This window comes from Williamsia sp. CHRR-6, from assembly GCF_018474015.1.
In the GTDB taxonomy this organism is placed as follows: Bacteria; Actinomycetota; Actinomycetes; order Mycobacteriales; family Mycobacteriaceae; genus Williamsia_A.
This window is the reverse complement of sequence record NZ_JAHCSG010000001.1, coordinates 178,645-201,444: the sequence shown is the minus strand read 5'-3', so window position 1 is coordinate 201,444 and position 22,800 is coordinate 178,645. Positions and strand designations below refer to the sequence as shown.

Here is a 22,800-nt window from a genome sequence, read left to right as displayed (position 1 = left end):
CGGCGGGGATCATGGCAAGGCGTTGTCGGTGCATTGTGCGGTGATGACCTTGGGATCCGGGCCCTGCACCTGACCGATCGCTTCGTTGATCGCGACCTGCTTGGACCCGTTTGAGGACCACCCCCAATAAAGGTTCACCGGAGACTGAGCCACGGCTCCGCACGCATTGCGGAAGCTCGCCACGATCTCACACGTGGATTGGCCGCATTGGGACATGGCGGCGTTGTTGGCCGACGCCTGATCGCGCATGTTTATCGCGTAGCCGACGTCAGCGGTGGTCCGCGAGATCGCGATGGCCCCGAAGTAGTCGATGGGCGGCGGCGGTGGTGCGGCTGCTGCCGCCGAGGTCGTCGGTGCCGATTCGGTGCTCGGTACCTCGGCGCCACTCGGCGACGAATCCGGGTCGGAGGAGTCGTCAACCGCGGAACTCGGCAGTGTGGAGTTCTGAACGGTCGCCGACGATCTCGAGTCGGCGTCGGTGGTGGTGCTTGAGTCGTCGGAGCGGTTGATGAAGAAGATCGCCAGTCCGCCACCGCCGACGAGCAACGCGGCGATCGCGACCACGATGGCTACTATCGCGCCGGTCGACAGACCCTGCCGGGGCGGCTGGTTCGGCCACTGTGGGGTGGGCGGTGGGATGCCGGGAGGGCCGGGGAACCCAGCCGGCGGATACGGACCGGTGGGCGGATGCGGGCCGGGCCCGGGTGGCGTCGGGAGAGCTGAACCGTACTGTCCTGCTGCCGGTGGCGGCTGGTTCGGTGCGGTGTAGGTGGGCGGTGATGTTCGTGCGGTCTCAGGCGCCGGGACCCGGGGTACTTCTCGGTGCGGCGTGGCCGAACGTGGTGGGACCGGCGGCGGATAGGACTGCGGTATAGCGGGTGGCCAGATCCTCTCGGGACCGGGCGATGCAGGGTTGGTGGGCTCACCCTGGGGGGTCGGATACTCCCCGTACCCGAATGACTTCTCGCGCGGATGTGGCTCAGTCATATGTCAAGGCAATCACATCCGTGGCGCAACCAGACACATGCCCGGGCAAATGTGACACGACCCGCCCCGGCGGTTGCCGGAGCGGGTCGCGATCAGCACGGACGACTCAGCAGTCGTAATACAGCGAGAACTCGTACGGGTGCGGGCGGATCTGCACCGGCAGGATCTCGTTCTCACGCTTGAGGTTGATCCAGGTCTCGATCAGGTCCTCGGTGAAAACGCCACCGGCGGTGAGGTATTCGTGATCCTCCTCGAGGCGGTCGATGACTGCGGCCAGCGAGGTGGGGGCCTGCGGGATGCCCTTGGCTTCCTCGGGCGGCAGCTCGTAGAGGTCCTTGTCGACGGGCTCGTGCGGCTCGATCTTGTTCTTGATGCCGTCGAGTCCGGCCATCATCATCGCCGCGAACGCCAGGTACGGGTTGCCTGAGCTGTCGGGGCAACGGAACTCCAGGCGCTTGGCCTTGGGGTTGTTGCCGGTGATCGGGATGCGCACGCAGGCACTGCGGTTGCGCTGGCTGTAGACCAGGTTGATGGGGGCCTCGTAGCCGGGCACCAGACGCTTGTAGCTGTTCACGGTGGGGTTGGTGAACGCCAGCAGGGACGGCGCGTGGTGCAGGATGCCGCCGATGTAGTGGCGCGCCAGGTCCGACAGACCCGCGTAGCCGGCCTCGTCGTGGAACAGCGGCTTGCCGTCCTTCCACAGCGACTGGTGGCAGTGCATGCCCGAACCGTTGTCACCGAAGAGCGGCTTGGGCATGAAGGTGACCGACTTGCCCTGCTGCCAGGCGGTGTTCTTGATGATGTACTTGAACAGCATCACGTCGTCGGCCGCGTGCAGCAGCGTGTTGAACTTGTAGTTGATCTCGGCCTGGCCGGCGGTTCCCACCTCGTGGTGGCCGCGTTCGAGGGTGAACCCCGAGTTCTGCAGGTTGGTCGCCATCTGATCGCGCAGGTCGACGTAGTGGTCGTACGGGGCGACGGGGAAGTAGCCGCCCTTGGGGCGCACCTTGTAGCCGAGGTTCGGCGAACCGTCGGGATCGGTCGGCGAGCCCGCGTTCCACCATCCCGACTCTGATTCGACCTCGTAGTGGGTGGAGTTCATGTCCGAGCTGAACGAGACCGAGTCGAAGATGTAGAACTCGGCCTCGGCACCGAAGAAGCAGGTGTCGGCGATGCCGGTGGAGGCCAGGTAGTCCTGGGCCTTGCGGGCGACGTTGCGGGGGTCGCGGCTGTAGGCCTCGCGGGTGAACGGGTCGTGGACGAAGAAGCTGACGTTCATCGTCTTGGCCTTGCGGAACGGATCGATTCGCGCGGTGGCCGGGTCGGGCAGCAGCATCATGTCCGACTCGTCGATCGACTGGAAGCCGCGCACCGACGACCCGTCGAACGCCAGACCGTCGGTGAAGACGCTGTCGTCGAACGCCGAGGCGGGGATCGAGAAGTGTTGCATCACGCCGGGCAGGTCGCAGAAGCGGATGTCGACATACTCGACGCCCTCGGCCTTGATGCCTTCGAGCAGTTCTTCCTGTGTGCTGTACACCGTCTGGTGTCTCCTTTGCTGATGTCGACCGTCGTGTGACGACCGCGTGACGAACGTGTGGTGCGCGCTTCACATTAGCCCCCGGGAGCGACCGCGAACACTGCCTATAGTGGAGACATGGGTCGTATGACGGGTTCTTGGCTTTCCGGTCCGCAGGCTGCGTTCGATCAGCCCGCCGACGTGGGTGCGTATCGCGGGGAGAAACTGGGTCTCGCCGAGTCCGGACCGAATTCGTTGGCCTCGTCCTGGCATCGGGTTCTCACGCTGTTCGTCGACTGGTTCATGGCCGGGGCGATCGCGTTGCTCTTCGTCCGGTTCACCTCACCGTCGATCTCCACGGTGGTCCTCGCGGTGTGGTTCGTGATCGGGGTCGTGTCGGTGACGCTGTTCTCCTTCACGCCTGGACAGTTCATCACCGGCGTGAAGGTGGTTCGAGTCGACGGTGCCGCGTCGGTCGGGATCGTGCGTGCTCTCGCGCGTCAGGTGTTGATCGTCTTCTTGGTCCCGCCGCTGATCAATGACCCCGATGGCCGTGGACTACACGATCGCGCCACCCAGACCGCGTTGGTGCGCACCCGCTGAACTCGCGTCGACAGGGATCGATCAGGCGCCGCGTTTGCGAGCAGCGCGTTGAACGTTACGCATCTTCGCCCCGGCGGGCATCGGGCCCTTGGGCACTCGTGGTCCGGCCTGCCGGCCACCCAGGGCAGACAAGCGTGACTCGAGGGCGTCCATGCGCTTGGTGTCGATGTTGCGCGGCAGCTTGTTGAGGAACTTCTCCAACTGTTTTAGGGGCACCTGCCCCTCGTCGTTGCCGACCACCACGTCATAGATGGGCGTGTCGCCGACCACCCGCGCGATCTTCTTCTTCTCTTGCGCGAGAAGTGATTTGACCCGACTGGGTGCGCCTTCGGCGACCAGGATGACGCCTGGCTTGCCGATCACCCGGTGCACGGCGTCGAGATGAGCGGTTCCGGTGACAGCCTGCTTCACCCGCCAGGCGCCGCGCATGTTGTCCAGGGCCCAGCCCGCAGCGCCCGCCTGACCCTCGGCCCGGGCGAACACAGTGCTCTGCACTCGGCGGCCGAACACGATGAACGCGACCAGGATTCCCAGCAAGATGCCCAGCGGAAGCAGGAAGAGCAGCAGGCCGAAGACGATACCGAGCACCGTGAACAACGCGATGACGCCGAGCAGCGAACCGATCATCAACGGGAGCAGCCACTTGTCCTCGCGGCGCTGCATGTTGAACGCCTGCCACAGCTGAGATCGACGCTCGCGTGAGGCCTTCTTGCGCGCGGCCTTGGCCGCGGCCTTGGCTTCTTTGGAATCCGGTGCCTTCGCCATGCGGTTCAGGATACTGGCCGACGTGGCCGGGGAATCACACGGTTGACGCCGAGGTGGCCGGGGCTGGGTGGTTGCTCAGCGCGCCAGACGGGCCAGTACCGAGGTGGCCTCCTGAGCCGCGCCGGACTCGTCGGCCAGATGCGCCATCGACGCCGGGACCTCGCGACCGTTGTGGGCCATCGCTTGTGCATACAGGCGACCGGCCCGATACGACGACCGGACCAGAGGACCGGCCATCACCCCGGCGAATCCCGCGGCCTCGGCGAACTCCGAGTGCTCCACGAACTCTTCGGGTTTCACCCACCGGTCGACGGGATGGTGGCGCGGCGAGGGTCGCAGATACTGGGTGATGGTCAGGATGTCGCAGCCGGCGCCGTGTAGATCGGTGATCGCCGCACGTACCTCCTCAGGAGTCTCACCCATGCCGAGGATGAGGTTCGACTTCGTCACCAGACCGGCTGCGCGCGCTGCGGTGATGACGTCGAGACTGCGCTGGTAGCGAAACGCGGGCCGGATCCGTTTGAAGATACGCGGAACCGTCTCCACGTTGTGGGCCAACACTTCTGGTCTGGATGAGAACACCTCGGCCAGCTGATCGGGGTCGGCGTTGAAGTCCGGTATCAACAGCTCCACACCGGTCGCCGGGTTGAGGCGCTTGATCTCGCGGACCGTCTCGGCGTACAGCCATGCGCCACCGTCGGGGAGGTCGTCGCGGGCCACGCCGGTGATGGTCGAGTAGCGCAGTCCCATCGCCTGGACGCTCTCGGCGACCCGGCGCGGCTCGTCGCGGTCGAGGTCGGCGGGTTTCCCGGTGTCGATCTGGCAGAAGTCGCAGCGCCGTGTGCACTGCTCACCGCCGATGAGGAAGGTCGCCTCCCGGTCCTCCCAGCACTCGTAGATGTTGGGGCATCCTGCCTCTTCGCACACCGTGTGCAGCCCTTCGCGTTTCACCAGGCTCTTGAGCTCGGTGAACTCGGGTCCCATGGTGGCGCGGGTGCGGATCCATGCGGGTTTGCGTTCGATGGGGGTCTCGGCGTTGCGGACCTCGAGCCGCAACAGCTTGCGGCCCGACGGAGCCGTGGGTGCAGTCTGTCCGGTTGGCGCAGAGTCGGTCACCGAAACGATCCTACGCCGGGGGCGGGGTCAGGACCTGCGGCGCCGTTGCGGTGGTCGTCGTGCCCGATGCGGTGGGGACCACCGGCAATCGTCCGTCGAGTGCGTCGATGACCGCGCGTGCCATCGATTCGGTGATCTCAGCGACCGTCACCGCTCGACCCAACTCGGTCGACAAAGATGTCACCCCGGCGTCGGGGATACCGCACGGGACGATGGCGGAGAAGGCAGTCAGATCGGGGTTGCAGTTGAGCGCAAAGCCATGCAACGCAACCCCTTTGGCCACCCGAATGCCAATGGCACCGACCTTGCGGTCGGTGGTTCCCGCAGCCGGGTCGCCCAGCACCCACGCCCCGGAGCGATCGGCCACCCGTACTGCGACCACACCGACACCCGCGCATGCTGAGATCATCGCCTCCTCGATGCGTCGTACGTAGTCGACGACATCGAGTGGTTCGGCCAACGCGACGATCGGATACCCGACCAGCTGTCCCGGGCCGTGCCAGGTGATCTTCCCGCCACGATCGACATCCACCACCGGCGTGTCGTCGACGGGGCGGTCCTCGGGGGCGGTGCGCCGTCCGGCGGTGTACACCGGCGGATGTTCGAGCATCAACAGCACGTCGTGGTCGAGGGTGCCTTCGGCCCGTTCGGCGGCCAGTCGGTGTTGTTCGGCGAACGCGTCGGCGTAGTCGACCACTCCGAGCTGACGGACCTCGATGTCGGTCGGGTCGCGACGGGCACTGGTTGCCGGCCGCCGCTCATCGGATGACATGGGCGAGACCTTCGTCGATCGTGGGATGGGAGAACTCGAACCCCGACGTGGTGAGCACCTCGGGTACCGCGCGTTGGCCGCCGAGCAGCATCTCCTCGGCCAGTCCACCGGCCACCGTCCGTAACACGCGGCCCGGTACCGATACCCGGGCCTTGGTGCCCAGGGCGGCGGCGAACGCGCGGGTGAACTCGCTGTTGGTGACCGGATGTGGCGCGGCGAAGTTCACCGGCCCGCTGACCGCCGTCGCCGGTCCGTCCAGCACGTGGCGCATCGCGCGGATGTGGTCGGCGAGTGTGATCCACGACAGGTATTGCTGACCGTCACCGAGTCGGCCACCGAGTCCGAGTCGGAACAGCGGTCGCAGCTTGCCCAACAGCCCACCCGATGACGACAGGACCGGCGCGGTGCGCATCAGCACTACGCGGGTGGTGCATCCAGGGGTGGACACCCCGGCGGTGGCTGCTTGTTCCCAGTCGCTGACCAGATCGGCGAGAAATCCGGTCCCGGCGGGGCTGCGCTCGGTGACCACCTCGCCGGAGGTGTACCCGTAGATGCCAGTGGCGCTGGCGTTGAGCACGGTGCTCACCCCTCGCTCCACAACTGCGTCGATGAGAGCTTCGGTGGGGGTGATCCGGCTGTCGCGCAATGTCTGTCGGAACTGACCAGACCACGGACGGTCACCGATGCCGACCCCGCACAGGTTGACCACGGCATCTACACCGTCGAGTGCGTCGGTGCCGAGACCGAAGGTTGCCGGCGACCAACCCACCTCGCCCGGTGCCCGAGGTTCGCGGCGCACCAGCCGCACCACGTCGTGGCCGTCCCGCAGCAGCGACGCACGTAGTGCGGTACCGATCAGACCTGACGACCCGGCGATGGCAACGCGCACTACAGTCCCAGTTCCGCCTCGAAGGCCGCGTCCTGCAGGCGCTGTTTCACCGTGGTGAGGAAACGTCCGGCGTCGGCGCCGTCGATGAGGCGGTGATCGTAGGTGAGCGGTAGGTAGGACATCGACCGCACCGCGATCGACTCCGAACCGTCCTCAGCGGTGATCACGGTGGGGCGCTTGACGATCGCTCCGGTTCCTAGCATGGCCGCCTGCGGCGGGACCAGGATCGGGGTGTCGAACAGCGCTCCCTGGCTACCGATGTTGGTGATGGTGAACGTGCCGCCGGCCAACTCGTCGGGCTTGAGGTTGTTGCTGCGGGCGCGGGCGGCGATGTCGGCGATGGCCCGCGCGAGGCCGGCGATCGACAGGTCGTCTGCGTTGTGGATGACCGGCGAGAGCAGACCCTGCTCGGTGTCGACGGCGATGCCGAGGTTGACCGAGCCGTGGTAGGTGATCTCCTTGGCGTCTTCATCGATGCTGGCGTTGACGTTCGGGTGCGCCTTCAGTGCCTCCACCGTCGCCTTGGCGATGATGGGCAGGTACGTCAGGTTGACGCCCTGCGACGCCGCGAACGACTCCTTGGCGGCCGCGCGGAGCGCGACGACGCGTGTCAGGTCGACTTCGAAGACCTGGGTGAGCTGGGCACTGGTCTGCAGCGACTCACGGGTCTTCTTCGCGGTGATCAGACGGATACGGCTGGCCTTCTGGCTGGTGCCGCGCAATGCCTCGAGTTCAGGTCGTGCCGTCGGCGCGGCCGACGTCGCCGACGCCGCGGGTGCCGATGCCGCCGGTGCCGATGCGGTTGGGGTCGGTGCAGCAGGCGTCGGGGTGGGTTCGGCCGGTGCCGCAGCGGCCTCGGCAGCGGCCAGCACATCCTGCTTGCGGATGCGGCCGCCCACGCCGGTGCCGGTCACCGTGTTGAGGTCGACGTTGTTCTCGGCTGCCAGTTTCCGGACCAGCGGGGTCACGTACGGGGTGGAACCGGTGGAGCCCGATGACGGCGCGGCAGTCGGTGCAGCGGCAGCCGGAGCAGGCGGTGTCGGAGCAGCGGTCGCTGCCGCAGGTGCCGGCGGAGGCGTCGCTGCCGCCGGGGCCGGCTCGGGGGCCGCCGGGGCGGGAGCGGGTTCGGGGGCGGCGGGAGCAGGAGCCGGGGGTGGGGGAGTCGGGGCGGCTGAGGCTGACCCGATGATCGCCAACGGTCCGCCGACGGCGACCACGTCGTCGGTGGCCGCGACGATCTCCAGCAAGGTGCCTGCAACCGGTGACGGGATCTCGGTGTCCACCTTGTCGGTCGACACTTCGACCAGCGGCTCGTCGGCGGCCACGGTGTCACCGACGGCTTTGAGCCAGTTGGTGACCGTGCCCTCGGTGACGCTCTCGCCCAGCTCGGGCATCGCGACGGTGGTCCCGGTCGCCCCGGCAGCCGGGGCCGCGGGAGCGGGCGCCGCAGCTGCCGGTTGTGCGGCGGGGGCTGCTTCGGCGGGGGGAGTCTGGGCCGCAGGAGTGTGATCAGCGGGGGCTTGGGCAGCTGGGGTGTCCTCGGGCGCGGCGGCCTCGCCTGCCTCACCGATCTCGGCCAACAGTCCACCGATCTCCACCACGTCGTCTTCGGCGGCGACGATCTTCAGCAGCACACCGGCAGCGGGGGAGGGGATCTCGGTGTCGACCTTGTCGGTCGACACCTCGAGCAACGGCTCGTCTTCGCTGACGGTGTCGCCCTCCTGCTTCAACCAACGGGTCACCGTTCCCTCGGTGACGCTTTCACCCAGTGCGGGCATGTTGACGGAGAAGGCCATGCTGTCGACTCCTCGACTCGAGATCCGATGTGTGTGCGGTCGCGTGTCAGGTCGCACGGGTGGGGCGACCGGGCAGCTGCGGGCGCGGCGTGGTGTAGCCCGCCCCCTCTGGAGAAAACCCTACCCGCAGGCTCTGGTGCGGCCGGGTCGAACTGCGGTCACATCGTGGGCACGTTTCGCGGGCCCCGGTCAGCCTGCGGCGGCGATGTCCTCGATGACGGCGATCATCGTGCGCACCGGTACGCCGGTGCCACCCTTGGGCGTGTAGCCCCACGGCCCTCCGGTGTTGAACGCGGGGCCCGCGACGTCGATGTGAGCCCACTGAACGCCCTCGGCCACGAAATCGCGCAGGAAGACACCGGCCGCCAACATGCCGCCCCACCGGTGGTTGGTGACGTTGGCCAGATCGGCCACCCGCGACTTCAGGTCGGCGGCGAGCTCCTCGGGAAACGGCATCGGCCAGCCGTTTTCGCCGATCGACTGGGAGATGGCAGCCACGCGATCGCGGAACTCGTCGGTGCCCATCACCCCCGGCGTGCGGGTACCCAGCGCCACCATCTGCGCGCCGGTGAGGGTGGCGGTGTCGATGAGATAGTCGGGTCGGTCCTCGCACGCCCGCACGATGGCGTCGGCCAAGATCAAGCGCCCCTCGGCGTCGGTGTTGATGACCTCGACGGTGATCCCCCCGTACTGGGTGAGCACGTCGCCAGGCCGCTGCGCGGTGGCCGAGGGCATGTTCTCGGCCATCGGCACGGTGGCGGTCACGTTCACCCCGACCCCCAGCTGCGCGGCCAACACCACCGTCGCGATCACCGCGGCCGCACCACCCATGTCCGAGGTCATGTTCTCCATGCCCGCAGCCGGTTTGATGGAGATGCCGCCGGTGTCGAAGGTGATGCCTTTGCCCACCAGCGCAACGGTTTTCGCTTCTGGTGTCGGCGCACTGTAGTGCAGTCGCACCATCCGGGGCAGACGAGAACTGCCTTTGCCCACGCCGACGATCCCGCCGTATCCACCCGCGACCAACGCCTCGTCGTCGAGGACCTCCACCTCGAGGCCGGCCTGGGCGCCGAGTTCGGCTGCGCGCGTGGCGAACACCTCGGGATAGAGATGGCTGGGCGGGGTGTTGACCAGATCGCGCGCGGTGGCCACCGCAGTACCGATGGCAGCAGCTCGGTCGATCGCAGCTGCGTCGTCGGCAGATCCGAGCAGCGTCACCGCGCCCAACGGGGCGGTGTCCGAAGCCGACTTCGGGGTCCGGAACTCCTCGAACCGGTAGGCGCCGAGGAAGAACCCCTCGGCCGCAGCACCTGGGTCCAACGTCGACAGCGTGGTGATCGCCGACGCGGTGCCGGTCAGGGCGCGCGCGGCGACGCCGGCGGCCCGGCGCACCGACTCCGCGGTCGGATCCTCGGTCTGTGCACCGAGCCCGACGGCGAGCACGCTGCGTACACCGAGGCCCGCAGGAGCGGCGATCCGCGACAGCTCACCGGTGGTGCCGGTGGCCCCGACCGCCGCCAACCCCGCGGCGATCTCGGCGACCACCGTGTCCGCCAGCAGACCCGACCCAACCGCGAGCGCCGGGTCGGTGGCGGAGTCGTCATCGCCGGTGACGCGCAACAGCCCGATGACCAGGACCTCGGGGCCGGGTGTCGCACCCGGATCGGGCAAGGTGGTGGCGAGGGTGAGCGTGGGTCCGAGTGTGCGGGCGCCGGCTGTGGTCACGAGTGATTCCTCCAAGGGTGGTCGAGGGATGGCCGATCGAGGTCCGATGGTGCGGTCGATCGGTTGCGCGCCGCTTCGAACCCGGTGGCGTCGCGTACCTCGTCAGCCTAGTGAAGGTCTGGGATAGGTTGGCGCCATGAGTGAGCACAGCGCGTCGGACCCCGCACCGTTGCTCGGCCCCCTCGACGACCTGCATCGGGGTCTCGAGGCGACGTTCGCCGAGTTCGGCGGCTGGTCGATGCCGGTCTCGTACTCGGGGACGGTGGCCGAGCACACCGCGGTTCGGGAAACCGTTGGACTGTTCGACGTGTCGCACCTGGGCAAGGCCTCGGTGACCGGGCCCGGCGCCGCCGAGTTCGTCAACCGCACGCTGACCAACGATCTCGGCCGCATCGCTGCCGGTAAAGCGCAATACACGTTGTGTGCCAACGACTCCGGTGGGGTTGTCGACGATCTCATCGCCTACCTGGTGTCCGACGACGATGTGTTCCTGGTGCCCAACGCGGCCAACACCGCCGCGGTGGTGGCCGCTCTGGCGGCGGTGGCGCCCGACGGGATCGAGGTGCGGGATCGCCACCGTGACTTCGGCGTGCTCGCAGTGCAGGGCCCGAGATCGAGCCAGGTCCTCAACGCCCTCGATCTGCCCACCGACATGGAGTATATGGCCTTCGCCGACGCGGAGATCGAACTCGATGGGGTGGCCCGGCCGATCCGGGTGTGCCGCACCGGATACACCGGTGAACACGGATACGAACTGGTGCCGCAATGGGATGACACCGCAGCGGTGTTCACCGCGGTGCTCGCCCAGGTGAGCGCGGCCGGTGGTCTGCCTGCCGGACTGGGAGCCCGCGACACCCTGCGTACCGAGATGGGTTATCCGTTGCACGGGCACGAACTGTCGGCCACGATCAGCCCGCTGCAGGCGCGCAGCGGGTGGGCAGTGGGGTGGTCCAAGCCCGAATTCTTTGGTCGCGCAGCGCTGTTGGCGGAAAAGCAGGCAGGTCCGGTGCGGCGCCTGCGCGGGTTGCGAGCACTCGGTCGTGGTGTGCCCCGCGCCGACTGTGTGGTTCGGGTCGCAGACCAGACCGTCGGATTCTGCACCTCGGGTACCTTCTCACCCAGCCTCAAGCAGGGCATCGCGCTGGCGCTGATCGACACTGCGGCGGAAGTCTCCGACGGTGACACGGTGGTGGTCGACGTCCGGGGTCGCGACCTGCCCTGTGAGGTGGTGGCGCCGCCGTTCGTCACCCCGTCCACCGATTGACCAGGGCTCCAGACGCACGGCAACCGGACGTTAGGATTGCCCGATGACCCTGCAGTTCACTCGGACCGAACATCCCCACCCGGTGTCCGACGCCCGACGCGCCGAGATCCTCGCGGCTCCCGGGTTCGGCAGCCACTTCACCGACAACATGGTGATCATCGACTGGGACGTCGATCGCGGGTGGCATTCGGCTCAGGTCCTGCCCTACGGTCCTATCGCACTCGATCCCTCGGCGATGGTGCTGCACTACGCGCAGGAGATCTTTGAGGGACTCAAGGCCTACCGGCAGCCCGACGGCACCATCTCTTCGTTTCGGCCCGACGCCAACGCGGCGCGACTCAACCGCTCGGCGCGGCGCCTGGCCATGCCGGAACTCTCCGGCGACGACTTCATAGCCTCGCTGCGGGCGTTGCTCGCCGCCGACCACTCGTGGGTGCCCGCCGCCGGCGGTGAGGACTCGCTGTACCTTCGCCCCTTCATGTTCGCGACCGAGGCGGCACTGGGTGTCCGACCGTCGAAGAGCTACCGGTACGTGGTGATCGCCTCACCGGCGGGTGCCTACTTCGCCCAGGGCGTCAAGCCGGTCAGCGTCTGGCTGTCGACCGAATACGTGCGCGCAGCTCCCGGGGGTATCGGGGATGCCAAGACCGGCGGCAACTATGCCGCCTCGTTGCTGGCCCAGGCCCAAGCCGCCGACCAGGGATGTGAGCAAGTGGTGTGGCTTGACGCCGTCGAGCGCCGCTACATCGAGGAGATGGGCGGGATGAACCTGTTCTTCGTCTTCGGTTCCGGTCCGGACGCGCGGTTGGTCACCCCCGAGTTGTCGGGGTCGTTGCTGCCCGGGGTCACGCGGGACTCGTTGCTGACCCTGTCGGTCGACTCCGGGATCGGGGTCGAGGAGCGCAAGGTGAGCCGCGACGAACTACGCGACGGCGTGGCCGCCGGCGAGATCACCGAGGTCTTCGCCTGTGGCACGGCTGCGGTCATCACCCCGGTCGGCCACGTCAAGAGCGAGACCGACGACTACAAGATCGGTGACGGTGAGCCCGGCGAGGTGACCACCGCGCTGCGCGACACCCTGACCGGCATCCAGCGTGGCACCTTCGCCGACACCCACGGGTGGATGACCGAGCTCTACCGCGGCGCCTGACCACCTGCCCCGGCGCTCAGGCGACGAGCACGAGAAGCGCTGCAGCGCACGATGTCTCGACCACGAAACCCAACACGTCGCCGTTGATGCCCTCGAAGCGTCGCGCGCAGTGCCGGGTGATCAACCAGGTCCATCCGGCTACCAGCGCCACGGCGGCCGGTCCCCGCCACCACTGATCGGAAACCAGCAACCCGGCGAACAGGGCGGCCAGCCCCCAGCCGACGATAGCCGCGCGCTGGGTGCCGACCACCAACGCGCCGAAGCCGCCCGGTATCGGCTGCAGGCCGGTTCGGCACGCGGCCACCACCGCGCAGCGTGACACCGTGACCGCAGCCGCGATCGCCACCCAGCGGTGATCGGTGGCCAGCGCAGCGAACAGCACGACCTGCACCAGCAGGATCATCGTCAACGCCGCCGCCCCAAACGGACCCACCGATCCGCTGCGCATCACCTCACGCGCGCGCTTGGGCGATCCGTAGCAGCCCAGGCCGTCGACGGTGTCGGCCAGCCCGTCGAGATGCATGCCGCGGGTCGTCAGCGCGAGTGCGGCGACCATCAGCGTGCCCACCGCGATGGCCGGGAGGTCGGTGTGCACGAGGGCGGCGGCGAGTCCTGCCACCGCACCGCCGAGGGCGAGTCCGACCACCGGTGCCGCCGCGATCGCTCCCGCGCCGGCGGCGCGGTCGGGCGCGGTGCGTGGCTGCGGAAGGGGCAGCACGGTCAACCAGTTGAACGCCATGTGCACCGCGCGCAACCCCGCGCCCGGACCGGCCACGGCCTCAGGCGTCGACGACGGCGGTCGCGTCCTGCTCGCTCACCCCGGCCTCGGCGAAGGTCGACATCGAACCGAGTGTGGCCACCGCGGCCTGGACGACGGGCAGTGCCAGCACCGCTCCGCTGCCCTCGCCGAGTCGCATGTCGAACTCGAGGACCGGGTCGAGTCCCAACTGGCGCAACGCGATAGAGTGCGCGGGCTCGGCGGATCGGTGTCCGGCCAGCCACCACTGGGCGGCGCCAGGAGCCAGGTCCTCGGCCACCAGGGCGGCTGCGGTCACAACCACGCCGTCGAGGATGACCGGGGTGCGTCGCGATGCGGCCTGGGCCAAGAACCCGGCCATGGCGGCAAGGTCGGCACCGGCGACCGCAGCCAGCAGGTCCAGCGGAGAGCGCACCACAGCCCGCCCGCGACGCATGCCGTCACGGATGGCGGCGGTCTTGCGGATCCAGCCCGCATCGTCGATCCCGGTGCCGCGACCCACCACGACCACCGGTTCGGTGTCGGTCAGGACTCCGACGAGAACGGCTGCGGGAGTGGTGTTCCCGATGCCGAGGTCGCCTGCGATCACCAGATCCGCACCCGCATCGACGAGTTCGTCGGCGATCGCACGGCCATTGGCCACCGCTGCTCGGACCTCGTCGGCCGACAACGCGTCCTGCACGCGCAGGTCGCCGGACCCACGGCGAACCTTGAAGCGGCTGAGCTCGGCGGGGGTGTCGGCGTCGACCGCGAGGTCCTCGACCCGGACCTGAGCACCGACCTGCCGGGCCAGCACCGACACCGCGGCACCGCCGGCAGCCACCGCGCCGACCATCTGTGCCGTCACCTCCGGCGGATAGGCCGACACGCCCGCGGCGGCGACACCGTGATCGCCTGCGAACACCACCACCGTGGGGTTGGCGAACGGTGCGGGCGGGCAGGCCCCCTGACAGGAGGCCGCCCAGATCGAGATCTCCTCCAGACGCCCCAGCGACCCGGCTGGCTTGGTGAGCTGCGCCTGTCGCTGCCGGGCCTGCTGTGCCACCGCTGAATCCGGCGACACGATCACATCGAACTCGTCGGGTGCGCGGTGGTGATCGCCGACGCGGGCGACTGCTGTGGGTGCGGCCGATTTCGCCGACACAGATGGCGCGGTGGCCGCAGCCGCAGGGGTCGGTTCGGGTGTGAGCGACTCCGACGTGGTCGCCTCGGGTGCGGGTGCGGGTGATGGCGTGAGCGGCCCCTGCGCTGTCCTCGCGCGGTCCGCGAGCACCAGCTGCTGTTCGGCGCGCCCGGTCAGCTCGATGACCCGGCCGGCCACCACCAGCACCACACGATCGCAGACCTGCGCGACTGCGGCATTGAGCGATCCGAGGTCTTGTTGGAAGCGTCGCCCCGCCGGGGTCGGAGCCACCAGCGACAAGCCGACCTCGGGGCTGACGAGGACCAGTTCTCCGCTGAACGCAGCCACCGCGTCGGCCACGGAAGCGATCTGCGCTCCGATGTCGAGATCGAGATCATCCCAGCCGCCCAGGCCGTCCACCGTGGTCGACACCCAGTTGCCCAGGTCGTCGACGAGGGTGGGGACCGACGGTTCGGTGCGTAGTTCGCCGGCGAGGTCGCTGGTCTCCACCGTCGACCACGAGGCGGGTCGACGTCGTCGATGGCGGTCGATCCGCCGGGACCACTCGGGGTCGCCGGTCGGGGGCGTCGCAGCGGTCGCCACGTATCGGACCCGCTGCGCACCGGTCTCGGCCAGCGCGGTTGCGATCAGGTGTTCGGCATGAGCCGACTTGCCCGAGTGGATGCCACCCAGCACCAGTGTGCGCATGCTGGGTCAGACCGCGTCGCCGGTGCTGACCTGGGCGCGGGGCGCGCGCATGAACCGCATTTGCATGGCACGGCTGAACGCGTACCAGCCGAGCTTGAACCCCCCGTCGATGGTGTCGGGGAACCGTTCTCGCACCCGCTTGTTGACCAGGCGGCCCAGGATCACCCCGTCCACGATCAGGAACACGGTGAAGACCAGCATGACCAGGGTGGCGATGCCCTGGGTGGCGGGCAAGAACATGACGACGATGAGCAGGACCGCAAACGGCATGAACAGTCCGGCGAGGTTGCGTCGCGAGTCGACGATGTCGCGCGCGAACCGGCGGACAGGGCCTTTGTCGCGAGGCATCAGGAAGCGCTCGTCACCGTCCATCATCCGTTCGCGCTGCTCGTTGCGGGCGGCGCGACGTTCGTCGGAACGCTTCTTGCGCTGTTCGCGGGTCAACTTCTCCTTGCCGAGTTCCTTGCGCCGTGCGCGGGCCTCGGCGCGCGTCAGGGGCGCCGGGGTGACCGGGCCGCGACGACGACCCTGAGCTTCCCGGCGGGTCGGGGTCGGGCGCCCTTTGCCCGGTGTGGTGCCCGGCCGAGTCTCGGTCGTCGTGCCCGCACTCGACCCGGAGGTGCCGGGCTCGGCGCGCGTCGATCGGTCGTCGGAGACGGCGTCGTCGTTCTTCCAGGGCAGCTTCACGTGTTCAGGATATTTGATGCCCGCGCTCGCCGACATCGGCGGTGCGTACAGCGGAGATGAACATGGTGCGTCACACCCTGCCGAACCGTTACGGCGTTCCTATACTCACGCCATGCGGGCCCTGATCGCGCCGGATTCCTTTGGAGACACCCTCACCGCGGTGGCTGCGGCTGAGGCGATCGCCAAGGGATGGCGCCACGCCCGCCCGGCCGACGAGATCGTGTGCGCGCCGTTGTCCGATGGTGGTCCGGGATTCGTCGACGTCCTCGCCAGTCGGCTCGGCACCCCGATGTCGGCGAGCGTCACCGGGCCGCTGGGGGAGCCGGTGCAGGCGCGGTGGCTGCTCGACATGACCACCGCCACTGGCTACATCGAGTGCGCACAAGCCTGTGGACTTCCGTTGATCGAGCAGCTGACACCCGACAGCGCCTGGCGAGCAACGACATTCGGGGTTGGTGAGTTGATCGCGATCGCGCTCGAGGCCGGTGTGCAGCGCGTGGTGGTCGGTCTGGGTGGATCGTCGAGCACCGATGGCGGACTGGGTGCCGTGGCCGCACTCGCCGGACTGTCGGTCGACGATGTGCCAGGGCTGTCAGACGACAGGGTGCCGGGGCTGTCAGACGACAGGGTGTCGGGGCTGTCAGACGACAGGGTGTCGGGGCTGTCAGACGACAGGGTGTCGGGGCCGCCAGGCGACCGCGCGGCACACGCGCTGCAGGCCGCGCGGGAACGCATGGGCGCTGTGCGCATCGTGGTGGCCTCGGATGTGGACAACCCGCTGTGTGGAGTCGACGGTGCCGCAGTGGTGTTCGGGCCGCAGAAGGGCGCAGACGAGCCCACGGTCGCCCGCCTCGAGGAGCGGCTGGACCGCTGGAGCGCCACCATCGCGGCGGTCATCGGTCGTGATGTGGCGCAGCTACCCGGCGCGGGTGCGGCCGGCGGCCTGGGGGCAGCGCTGTTGGCACTGGGCGGGCAGCGGGTGTCCGGGGCCACGGTGATCGCCGAGGCGATCGGGCTCGTGGGCCTCGTGGCCGGATCCGATCTGGTGATCACCGGGGAGGGGAAGTTCGATCGACAGACCCTGAGCGGCAAGGTGGTTGCCGCTGTCGCCGGCACCGCACGCGATCACCACGTGCACACCGTGGTCGTGGCGGGTCAGATCGCCCTGTCGTCGGCGGAGATCGCCGCGAGTGGTGTCCACGCCGCGTACGCCATCGTCGACGTCGCCGACTCCATCGACCACGCCATGACCAGCGCCGGTGAACTGCTGCAACGACTCGCCGCCGAGATCGCCGGGTCCTGGGGCCCGGACCCGTGAGGGGTGATGACACCGACAGCGTGGTCACCTCGGGCGCCTCACCTCGGTGGTCGCGGCGGAACAGAACCGCTGGGGGTACCGTTGTCTGTACACGCATGACGACTCGAGTCGCGTTCAGATGCTTTCCGTGTCGCCGCCCACGAGTCGCAAGCCTGCAAGCGAGGAGACCTGCCCCCATGACCGTTGAGAACCAGACCGTCGACACCACCAACGAGGCCACTGCCACCGGTGTGGTCCTGACCGATGCCGCCGCGAGCAAGGCCAAGGCGTTGCTCGACCAGGAGGGTCGTGACGACCTCGCCCTGCGCATCGCGGTGCAACCCGGCGGTTGCGCCGGCCTGCGGTATCAGCTGTTCTTCGACGACCGCAGCCTCGACGGCGACACCGTCACCGACTTCGGTGGCGTCAAGCTCGCCGTCGACCGGATGAGCTCGCCCTACGTGCAGGGCGCCTCGATCGACTTCGTCGACACCATCGAAAAACAGGGTTTCACCATCGACAACCCGAACGCCACCGGCAGCTGCGCCTGCGGCGACTCGTTCAACTGAGACCTCCGCCGGCCGCGGGTCGGTGCTGACGGGGCCCGTCTTCGACCATCGGAGACGGGCCCCGTTGTCGTCGGTGGCTGCGTCTGCCGATGTCAGGCGGGAGCGTCGTGCGCGGTAGCGTTGTCGCCGAACATCCCCGGCTCCGCACAGCCAGCGCGTGCCCTTGGGGTTCACCGACGTGTTGTAGACGAAAGGTTCTCACCGCCGTGCCCATCGCCATTTGCGGGTCCATCGCCACCGATCACTTGATGCGCTTCAAGGGGAAGTTCTCCGAGCAACTGCTCGCCGAGCACCTCAACCACATCTCGCTGAGCTTCCTCGTGGAGGACCTCGTCGTCCGTCGCGGCGGGGTGGCAGGCAACATCGCCTACGGGCTTGGCGTGCTGGGGGCCAACCCTGTTCTCGTCGGTGCGGTGGGCAACGACTTCGACGACTACCGGACCTGGTTGGAGGGTAACGGGGTCGACTGCTCCGGTGTCCGCGTGTCCCGGACCGCGCACACAGCTCGGTTCATGTGCACCACCGACGACGACATGGCCCAGCTGGCCAGCTTCTACGTGGGCGCGATGGCCGAGGCCCGCCAGATCTCACTGTCGGATCTCTCCGACGAGATCGGTCGCCCCGATCTCGTGCTGATCGGCGCTGATGATCCCGAGGCGATGGTCCGCCACAGCCAGGCCTGCCGTGATCTGGACATCCCCTTCGCTGCCGATCCCTCGCAGCAGCTCGCGCTGCTCGACGGTGAGCAGATCACCGCGTTGCTGCACGGCGCCACCTACCTGTTCACCAACGAGTACGAGTGGGGTCTGCTGCAAAAGAAGACCGGGCTGTCCGCCGACGAGGTGTCGGCGATGGTCGGGCTGCGTGTCACCACCCTCGGCAGCAAGGGCGCCGAGATCATCTCCGCCGACGGCACCCGCGTGCAGGTGGGTGTGGTGCCCGAGACCGCCAAGGTGGATCCGACCGGTGTGGGTGACGGGTTCCGGGCCGGGTTCCTGGTGGGCAACGCTGCGGGTCTCAGTCACGAACGCAGTGCGCAGCTCGGCTCGTTGATCGCCGTGCTCGTGCTCGAAACCGTCGCCCCCCAGGACTGGACCTGGGATCGGGAGAGCGCCCTGGCTCGGTTGGCCGGCGCCTACGGTGAGGACGCCGCCGCCGAGATCGGCGCCGTCCTACCCTGATCGCCGGAGTCCCGTCGAGCTCACGGCTCGACGGGACTCCAACGCGTCACCATGCTTTGCGCTTCCGGGTGCTGGGCGCGGCACGATGGAGAGCGCCACCGGACTGTAGGTCAGATGTGGTTCACAACTCGACCGGATAGGTCGGCTCGTCGATGTCCGGGGTGATGGTGCCCTCGACGAAGATCGCGTGCCAGACCATGAAGAACAGCACCGTCCACAGCCGCCGACTGTTGTCGACCGTGCCGGCGCGATGCTCGTCGAGCATGGTCGCGACAGCGGACTTGTCGAAGATGTGGTCGGTGCCCGAGGCGGCGATGGTCTCTCGAGCCCAGTCGTGCAGTTCGGGGCCGGCCAGCCAATGTCGAAGCGGTACGGGGAATCCCAGCTTCTTACGGTGCAGAACATGCGCAGGCACGATCTGCTCGAGTGCGCGCCGCAGCGCGTACTTGGTGGTGCCACCGGCGATCTTCTGATCGGTGGGCAGGGTCCGTGCCACCTCGAACACCTCGGGGTCGAGGAATGGCACCCGCAGCTCCAGCGAGTTGGCCATGGTGATCTTGTCGGCCTTGACGAGGATGTCGCCGCGCAGCCAGGTGAACAGGTCGAGGTGCTGCATCCGGGCCACCGGATCCCAGCCGACGGTGGTCGCATAGATCGCCGCGGTCACGTCGGTGTGCGTCCAGTCGGGCCGGTAGTCGCGTAACACGGCCCGCAGGCGTGCGTCGTCGAAGCTGCGCGCGTTGCCGTAGTAGCGCTCCTCCAGGGTCATCGAACCGCGGTGCAGCAGGCTCTTGCCACGGGTGCCTTCGGGAATCCGTTGTGAGAGACGCCCCGCCGCGCGTCGTAGTCCTGCGGGTAGGTGCTCGAAAGGCTTGAGCGACAACGGCTCCTTGTAGATGGTGTAGCCGCCGAACAATTCGTCGGCCCCCTCGCCGCTCAACACCACCTTCACGTGTTTGCGGGCCTCGCGAGCCACGAAGAAGAGAGGGACCAGTGCGGGATCGGCCACCGGATCGTCGAGGTACCAGGCGATCTGGGGAATGGCGGCGGCGAACTCGGCCGGCCCGACCACCTTCACCACATGCCGCGCCCCGATCGCCTCCGCCGATTCTGCGGCCACGTCCACCTCGGAGTAGCCCTCGCGTTCGAAACCGGTGGTGAAGGTGATGAGGTCTGGGTTGTGGCCGATGGCCAGCGCCGCGATGGCGGTCGAGTCGATGCCGCCGGACAGGAACGATCCAACGGTCACGTCGGCCCGCATGTGTTTGGCCACCGAGTCCGACAGGGCCGCGGCGATCCGGTCGTACACACGCTGCTCAGCACCCGCAGGAACCGGGCGGGACTCGAACTGCGGCGAGAAGTAGCGGTGCGTGCGGGGGCGAGTGCCCGGAGTCACCGTGGCGTAGGTCCCCGACTCCAGCCTGGTGATCGAGGCGTGCAGGGTCTCGGGCTCGGGCACGTACTGCAACACGGTGTAGTGGGCGATGGCGCGGGCGTCGAGTTCATCACCGAGGCCCACCTGTCCGAGCAGTTCGAGCAGACTCTTCTTCTCGCTGCCGAAAACGGTGCCACCGGGACCGGTGGCGATGAACATCGGCTTGATCCCGAACGGGTCGCGCGCGAGGAACATCGAGCGCGTCTCGGTATCCCAGATCGCGAAGGCGAACATGCCGCGCAGGCGCGACACCGCGCCGGGTCCCCAGTGGTGGAAGGCGGCGACGATGGCCTCGCCGTCACCTTCGGTGCGGAACCGGGCACCCTCGTCGGCGGCGAGCTGCGCGCGCAACTCGAGGTAGTTGTAGATCTCGCCGTTGAAGACCAATGCGTAGCGGTCCGGTGACTCCGGCGGCCCCCAGCGCAGCGGCTGGTGGGAATGGGCGATGTCGATGATCGAGAGCCGGTTGAAGCCGAACACCACATCGGTGTCGTTCCACACACCCGGGTCGTCGGGGCCGCGGTGGCGCATGCAGTGCAGTGCGGCGGCCACCGAGTCTCTCGCGCTGTCGGCCGATTCAGCGCTGCTCAACAGTCCCAGCAGGCCACACACGCGAAGTTCCTCGATTCGTCGGGGTCCCCGGGAGATCGTCGACTCCGGGTGACCAGGTTGTGCCAGCTCAGACCCCGGTCGGATCTGCCACGAGTATGCCGCACCCCGATGCCGAGTTCGGGAAACCCCGATGGCCACAGCGGGTCCCAGTTGGTCTACGCTCTGTAGTACTAGCGTGTGGACCCGCTGCGTCGCCCTCTGCAGCGTGTGCGCACGCGTACGCGACAAGCGTGAACGAACAGGCGGGAAAGGCGTGACCATGACACTCGGTGGACGGCGACTGAAGCAGTTCACAGCGCTTGCGGCTCTGGGGCTCAGTTCGTTTCTCATGACGGGCTGCAGCCTGGACGAAGCCATGCGCTTCGGTTGGCCCAAGGGTGTTACCCCCGAAGCGCAGGACATGCGCCACCTGTGGACCTGGTCGGTGGTCGCTGCGCTGCTGATGGGGATCATCGTGTGGAGTCTGACCTTCTGGACCATCACCTTCCACCGGCGCAAGGGCCGCGGACCGCTGACCGCAGACGAAGAGTTCCCCCGTCAGACCGCCTACAACGTGCCGCTGGAGCTCACTTACACCGTGATCCCGCTGATCATCGTCGCGGTGCTCTTCTACTTCACAATCATCGTCCAGAACAAGGTGGAGGCCAAGCAGGCCGATCCGGCCGTGGTCGTCGACATCACCGCGTTCCAGTGGAACTGGAAGTTCGGATACCGCCAGGTGACGATGGACAACGGCGAGAAGTACAACGGTTTCGAGCGCAACGGCAGCCCGTTCGAGTTCCAACGCGAGCGTGAGAAGCGCGAGGGCAAGGAAGTCCCGCTGCCGGCCGGCGGTCGCGACGACGACATCCGTAACTACCTGAAGTTCGACAAGATCGAGACTCAGGGCAGTTCGGACGAGATCCCGGTCTTGGTGCTGCCGACCGGCAAGCGCATCGAGTTCGAGCAGGCCGCCGCCGACGTCATCCACTCGTTCTGGGTGCCGGAATTTCTGTTCAAGCGCGACGTGTTCCCGTTCCCCAAGCAGAACCACCAGGACAATCGCTGGCAGGTCAGCTCCATCGACCGCACGGGGGCCTTTGTCGGCCGCTGCGCGGAGATGTGCGGCACGTACCACTCGATGATGAACTTCGAGGTTCGTGCGGTGACGCCGCAGAAGTTCGAGGCCTACATCCGGATGCGGGCTAAAGATCCCTCGCTGACGAACGCCGAGGCGTTGAAGAAGATCTGCGAGCAACCTGTCTCGGTGACCACGCACCCATACGACACCCGCCGTTCCACCTCGGGTAAGTCCACCCCGCAGAAGAACGGTGACACCCAGAACACGTCCATCCCGGGCTGCACGGTGCAAGGAGTTCAGCAGTGAAAATCGAGGCCCGCATCTTCGAGATCCTGACCGTCTTCTTTTTCGGGACTGCCGTGCTCTACGGCATCTTCACCGGGTTCTCCTCCCGCAACGTGGAGTGGGTGGGTGTCACCGGCATCGTCATGACCGGCGGACTGACCTTGATCATCGGCACGTACTTCAGATTCGTCGCTCGCCGCGTCGACATCCGCCCTGAGGACTTCGAAGACGCCGAGATCGAAGACGGTGCGGGTGAGTTGGGCTTCTTCAGCCCCGGGTCGTTCTGGCCGATCCTCATTGCCGCCTCGGCCGCGTTGTTCGCAGTCGCCCTGGCCACTGCCAACTTCTGGTTGGTTGCCGTCGGCGCGGTCGCGATCATCACCGCCGTCGGTGGACTCGTCTTCGAGTACCACGTGGGACCAGAGAAGCACTGAGAGACAACCGTCGGCCGTCGCGCACGGACGGCACTGAGAACACGACGCGGAGGGCGGGTGCTGGTG

The 22,800-nt window shown here is 67.9% G+C and carries 20 protein-coding genes; 8 read left to right on the top strand and 12 right to left on the bottom strand.

From position 1 onward, the window contains the following. Positions 1 to 9: 9 nt before the first annotated feature. The gene (locus KIK15_RS18655; RefSeq protein WP_214242292.1) at positions 10 to 564 is read right to left on the bottom strand and encodes a DUF4189 domain-containing protein; all 555 of its coding nucleotides are present in this window, start codon (positions 562 to 564) and stop codon (positions 10 to 12) included. Positions 565 to 1,093: 529 nt separating this feature from the next. Next, positions 1,094 to 2,527, bottom strand: coding sequence for a type I glutamate--ammonia ligase (glnA, locus tag KIK15_RS00865; RefSeq protein WP_214242291.1), 1,434 nt, complete (start codon positions 2,525 to 2,527; stop codon positions 1,094 to 1,096). A 117-nt stretch (positions 2,528 to 2,644) separates the two neighbouring features. Here glnA and KIK15_RS00860 point away from each other — a divergent pair, with 117 nt between their 5' ends. Beyond that, entirely contained in the window at positions 2,645 to 3,109 is a 465-nt protein-coding gene (locus KIK15_RS00860) for an RDD family protein (protein ID WP_214242290.1), read from the top strand. Between the two features lie 21 nt (positions 3,110 to 3,130). Here the strand turns inward: KIK15_RS00860 and KIK15_RS00855 are convergent, their stop codons facing one another. From KIK15_RS00855 to KIK15_RS00830, 6 genes are all read right to left on the bottom strand, one after another. Then, the gene (locus KIK15_RS00855) at positions 3,131 to 3,874 is read right to left on the bottom strand and encodes a DUF4191 domain-containing protein (protein WP_214242289.1); all 744 of its coding nucleotides are present in this window, start codon (positions 3,872 to 3,874) and stop codon (positions 3,131 to 3,133) included. Positions 3,875 to 3,949: 75 nt separating this feature from the next. Continuing rightward, positions 3,950 to 4,990 (bottom strand): lipoyl synthase, encoded by a 1,041-nt coding sequence (gene lipA / locus KIK15_RS00850; protein ID WP_374222796.1) that lies wholly within the window; start codon positions 4,988 to 4,990, stop codon positions 3,950 to 3,952. A 10-nt stretch (positions 4,991 to 5,000) separates the two neighbouring features. Beyond that, a complete protein-coding gene (gene lipB / locus KIK15_RS00845) occupies positions 5,001 to 5,762 on the bottom strand; it encodes a lipoyl(octanoyl) transferase LipB (protein WP_214242288.1) in 762 nt (253 codons plus the stop codon). Beyond that, positions 5,749 to 6,651, bottom strand: a complete 903-nt coding sequence (locus KIK15_RS00840) for a TIGR01777 family oxidoreductase (protein ID WP_214242287.1) — start codon at positions 6,649 to 6,651, stop codon at positions 5,749 to 5,751. The genes lipB and KIK15_RS00840 overlap by 14 nt, the downstream gene beginning before the upstream one ends. Beyond that, positions 6,651 to 8,447 (bottom strand): 2-oxoglutarate dehydrogenase, E2 component, dihydrolipoamide succinyltransferase, encoded by a 1,797-nt coding sequence (sucB, locus tag KIK15_RS00835; RefSeq protein ID WP_214242286.1) that lies wholly within the window; start codon positions 8,445 to 8,447, stop codon positions 6,651 to 6,653. The genes KIK15_RS00840 and sucB overlap by 1 nt, the downstream gene beginning before the upstream one ends. A 189-nt stretch (positions 8,448 to 8,636) precedes the next feature. After that, positions 8,637 to 10,172, bottom strand: coding sequence for a leucyl aminopeptidase (locus KIK15_RS00830; RefSeq protein WP_214242285.1), 1,536 nt, complete (start codon positions 10,170 to 10,172; stop codon positions 8,637 to 8,639). A 136-nt stretch (positions 10,173 to 10,308) separates the two neighbouring features. On the opposite strand from KIK15_RS00830, the gene gcvT reads away from it, so the two are divergent. Next, positions 10,309 to 11,436: a glycine cleavage system aminomethyltransferase GcvT gene (gcvT, locus tag KIK15_RS00825; RefSeq protein ID WP_214242284.1), complete on the top strand. Its 1,128-nt coding sequence runs from the start codon at positions 10,309 to 10,311 to the stop codon at positions 11,434 to 11,436. Between the two features lie 43 nt (positions 11,437 to 11,479). Further along, complete coding sequence (locus KIK15_RS00820) at positions 11,480 to 12,586, top strand: branched-chain amino acid aminotransferase (protein ID WP_214242283.1); 1,107 nt, start codon at positions 11,480 to 11,482, stop codon at positions 12,584 to 12,586. Positions 12,587 to 12,602: 16 nt separating this feature from the next. On the opposite strand, the gene KIK15_RS00815 is transcribed toward KIK15_RS00820, so the two are convergent. Genes KIK15_RS00815 through KIK15_RS00805 form a run of 3 tightly spaced genes read right to left on the bottom strand, consistent with a single transcriptional unit; the run spans position 12,603 to position 15,861 of the window. Then, a complete protein-coding gene (locus KIK15_RS00815) occupies positions 12,603 to 13,361 on the bottom strand; it encodes an adenosylcobinamide-GDP ribazoletransferase (RefSeq protein ID WP_307851675.1) in 759 nt (252 codons plus the stop codon). A gap of 4 nt (positions 13,362 to 13,365) precedes the next feature. Next, positions 13,366 to 15,174, bottom strand: a complete 1,809-nt coding sequence (cobT, locus tag KIK15_RS00810) for a nicotinate-nucleotide--dimethylbenzimidazole phosphoribosyltransferase (protein ID WP_214242282.1) — start codon at positions 15,172 to 15,174, stop codon at positions 13,366 to 13,368. Between the two features lie 6 nt (positions 15,175 to 15,180). Next, positions 15,181 to 15,861, bottom strand: a complete 681-nt coding sequence (locus tag KIK15_RS00805) for a DUF3043 domain-containing protein (protein WP_307851674.1) — start codon at positions 15,859 to 15,861, stop codon at positions 15,181 to 15,183. A 112-nt stretch (positions 15,862 to 15,973) separates the two neighbouring features. Between KIK15_RS00805 and KIK15_RS00800 the strand changes: the two genes are divergently transcribed. The 3 genes from KIK15_RS00800 (at position 15,974) to KIK15_RS00790 (ending at position 18,908) form a co-directional block, all read left to right on the top strand. After that, entirely contained in the window at positions 15,974 to 17,179 is a 1,206-nt protein-coding gene (locus KIK15_RS00800) for a glycerate kinase (protein WP_214242280.1), read from the top strand. Between the two features lie 176 nt (positions 17,180 to 17,355). Next, a complete protein-coding gene (locus KIK15_RS00795; RefSeq protein WP_214242279.1) occupies positions 17,356 to 17,727 on the top strand; it encodes an iron-sulfur cluster assembly accessory protein in 372 nt (123 codons plus the stop codon). A 206-nt stretch (positions 17,728 to 17,933) separates the two neighbouring features. Further along, positions 17,934 to 18,908, top strand: a complete 975-nt coding sequence (locus tag KIK15_RS00790; protein WP_214242278.1) for a carbohydrate kinase family protein — start codon at positions 17,934 to 17,936, stop codon at positions 18,906 to 18,908. Between the two features lie 121 nt (positions 18,909 to 19,029). Here the strand turns inward: KIK15_RS00790 and asnB are convergent, their stop codons facing one another. Continuing rightward, positions 19,030 to 20,955 (bottom strand): asparagine synthase (glutamine-hydrolyzing), encoded by a 1,926-nt coding sequence (gene asnB, locus KIK15_RS00785; RefSeq protein ID WP_214242277.1) that lies wholly within the window; start codon positions 20,953 to 20,955, stop codon positions 19,030 to 19,032. A 259-nt stretch (positions 20,956 to 21,214) separates the two neighbouring features. Here asnB and KIK15_RS00780 point away from each other — a divergent pair, with 259 nt between their 5' ends. Both KIK15_RS00780 and KIK15_RS00775 read left to right on the top strand, forming a co-directional pair. Next, positions 21,215 to 22,321: a cytochrome c oxidase subunit II gene (locus tag KIK15_RS00780; RefSeq protein WP_214243167.1), complete on the top strand. Its 1,107-nt coding sequence runs from the start codon at positions 21,215 to 21,217 to the stop codon at positions 22,319 to 22,321. Beyond that, positions 22,318 to 22,734, top strand: a complete 417-nt coding sequence (locus KIK15_RS00775) for a cytochrome c oxidase subunit 4 (protein ID WP_214242276.1) — start codon at positions 22,318 to 22,320, stop codon at positions 22,732 to 22,734. Before KIK15_RS00780 ends, KIK15_RS00775 begins: the two co-directional genes overlap by 4 nt. Positions 22,735 to 22,800 lie beyond the last annotated feature (66 nt).